Origin of the sequence: Serratia sp. Ag1 (genome assembly GCF_000743355.1) — a bacterium.
Classification (GTDB): Bacteria; Pseudomonadota; Gammaproteobacteria; order Enterobacterales; family Enterobacteriaceae; genus Chania.
In genome coordinates this window covers 1-2,549 of record NZ_JQEI01000083.1, presented here as the reverse complement: position 1 = coordinate 2,549, position 2,549 = coordinate 1, and the positions used below count along the sequence as shown (strand labels likewise).

Sequence of the window (2,549 nt, the reverse complement as noted above, 5' to 3'; positions counted from 1 at the left end):
GTTGATGCGCCGCGCGATAAATGCGACGCATCCGTGCGATAAATGAAAGGTGTAATCCGTTTCATCTAATGAAAAAGAATTACAGTTCGTCTGGTGAGCGTGGCCATTCAATATTAGGTGCGCTTTCTAGGTCGACGCGGTTGAGTTGTACTCGATATGCCTTCCACGCCTGCAATGCTTCCGTTTCCTCTTCCGTTGCCATCCCGAGGCTCACCGCGTCATCCAATGGGATGATTTTCTCTGCTGCAACTCGCTGCCTGTAAGTGAGTTCATTACGCGCCAATGTCAGTTCTGCTTCGCGTTGCGCCACAAGGTCAGTTACCCACTTTTTCCCGTCCCATTTGTCATGTGGCGTTTGCGGTGCCAGTAGCGTTAACTCTGGCGACAACTCACCGAGCAAGGTGACAACCTCCGATTGGCCAGTATCAATGCGATATACTGTCTGACCACGATAGTCAGGCCGTGTTTCCCATTTAAGACCATCCACGCTACGCACCAGCGCCAGCCCCGCTTTGGGCAGCGTAGGTTTATCGGCGTAGCAAAAAGCAGGTAACCCAACCCCCTCCTGAATATACTCTAAAGATGCCTGCTGATATTCCCGCTGGATGGGGTCAATGCTATAGACCGTCAACCACCCGGCGATCGTGGCAAGACCTTCATCATTCAGGGTGGCAGTGGGTAATGTTGTGCTGTATTGGCTCATTATGCGGCTCTCACAATGTAGTTAAAGGCAATGTTGCGTGGACGAGTTTCGGTCGCGGTACGAATTTGTAACGAAGCGTCGATATTGACACGGAAGACACCGTTACCCGTACCGCCGGTGGTTTCTGTCAGGCCGGTAGTGGTGGCGACGGTTTCACCCTGAGAGATAATCCCTTGCGGGGTAAGGCCAGGAATAAAGTGCTGAAGGCCATTTGTCTTACCGGTAAATTTCTGTACAGCATCCATCTGGGCGGACAAGAGGGTTCGGCCACTGTCTACACCCCGACCATCGTCGGCTCCGCGAATAAATTCGCCGCGCAGGTCTGGGAGCACACCAGAAGGATACGCTACCGCCAACAGGGGATATTTGGCTTTATCAAAAGCAGCCCCATTGCATTTCAACCAGCCCGCCGGGGCGGTATTGGTCGGCCAAGGTTGCGGAATACCCACTGGAAAGTCAGACCTGATGAGCGCCGCGTCGGTAGGGGCAGAAGCTGACTTCAAGAATCCGTTAGCGTCTGCAACAGCATTCGCCGTCGTATAATGCTTATTCCAGGGTGTTGTATCGGTATCCGGTGTGTCTGCAAGTGTAAAACGGCTGGTTACCGTCCCATCCGTAGAGATGTACAGCTGAGCACGACGATTAGAGGCGTAGGCCGATTGAAAACCGGCACCGTTGCCCGGAGCTAATCCCGACTGCGCAGCTTGGGCAATGAAGCCTGTTGTTTTGGAGGTAAGGCTCATACCGACCTGACCAATACCATAGTCACCAGTTTTCAGCAGTGCTACAGAACCAGAAAAAACTGCTGCTGGAAATACGACGCTACCGTCAGATTTAAATTGCGCGGTGTACGCACTGCCATTCCAGCGAAAATTTAATTGTCCGATGTCCGTCTGCGCATAAATAGCGCCCTTATCGGCTCCAGTTTCGTCTCTGAATCGAAACAACGCATTCGGCTTACCGGTAGCGGCCTGGATCATGACTTCGCCATAAGAGTACACGTTGGACTTAAAAATCACGGTACTGGCAACAGTCTGATCTGCCGTCACCGTTTTGCTGAGATAGTTGCCCAAATCCTTGCTGATACTCTCCTGCTGCTGCTTCAGCCAGGTGGTACGATTGGCCAGTTGTTTCGCCTGGCGGTTTGAGATGCCATTCGGCCCACCGAGCACGGGGTCTGAGGTCTCAATCTGATAGACCTCCTCCTCCCATTGGGGTGTTTCAGGTAGTTTTGCCATGTTTAACCGCTCCCATAGTTGTAGTTACCGTCATACTTCGCCGCGTTGTTATAGCGAATAGGGACGGATTGATATTCCAGACTGGCCAGTTCGCAACGTGCAGGGGCGAACACATCCAGCGTTTTACGCAACATTGCCGCCTGGTCGTTGGTGATAGGGTGCTGCAATATCACCTTGTAAACAGCCCAGGCGTCTTCGTGGCCATGCAAGTAAATGCCGTTATGGGTGGTCTTACCGTCATAGCGGATGGCACCAATACCCTCGACCAGTTCTACTTCGCCGAACCCCATACGGCGCACGATCTCCCGTATAGACCAGGGCGTACCTTTATAACGATGTAACTCAATGGCCCCTTTAATCATAGTCCGCCGCACCTCGTCGGACTCCGCCAGTTCCCAACCATCCCCCACCAGTGAAAACTGCTCTGCCAGCCAGGGCAAGGTGCTGCTGTGGACCAGGTCAACCAGATACACCAGCAAGGGGGTCAGGTTGATGTCCGATAAGCGCTGGGCGAGTCCGGCCAGCGCCTTCAGGCTGATACCAATGTCAATCGGAGGTACCGGGATTAACTCAGCCATGCGCACTGCCTTTGAGGGTGATCGTGATGC

General features: G+C 53.2%; 3 protein-coding genes. All 3 read right to left on the bottom strand.

All coding sequences use genetic code 11. The features are described 5' to 3' along the window. Positions 1 to 79: 79 nt before the first annotated feature. Genes IV04_RS24070 through IV04_RS24060 form a run of 3 tightly spaced genes read right to left on the bottom strand, consistent with a single transcriptional unit; the run spans position 80 to position 2,519 of the window. Complete coding sequence (locus IV04_RS24070; protein ID WP_037404704.1) at positions 80 to 703, bottom strand: tail fiber assembly protein; 624 nt, start codon at positions 701 to 703, stop codon at positions 80 to 82. Then, entirely contained in the window at positions 703 to 1,941 is a 1,239-nt protein-coding gene (locus tag IV04_RS25910) for a phage tail protein (RefSeq protein ID WP_231566346.1), read from the bottom strand. Before IV04_RS25910 ends, IV04_RS24070 begins: the two co-directional genes overlap by 1 nt. A 2-nt stretch (positions 1,942 to 1,943) precedes the next feature. Next, positions 1,944 to 2,519 (bottom strand): phage tail protein I, encoded by a 576-nt coding sequence (locus tag IV04_RS24060; RefSeq protein ID WP_037441724.1) that lies wholly within the window; start codon positions 2,517 to 2,519, stop codon positions 1,944 to 1,946. Positions 2,520 to 2,549 lie beyond the last annotated feature (30 nt).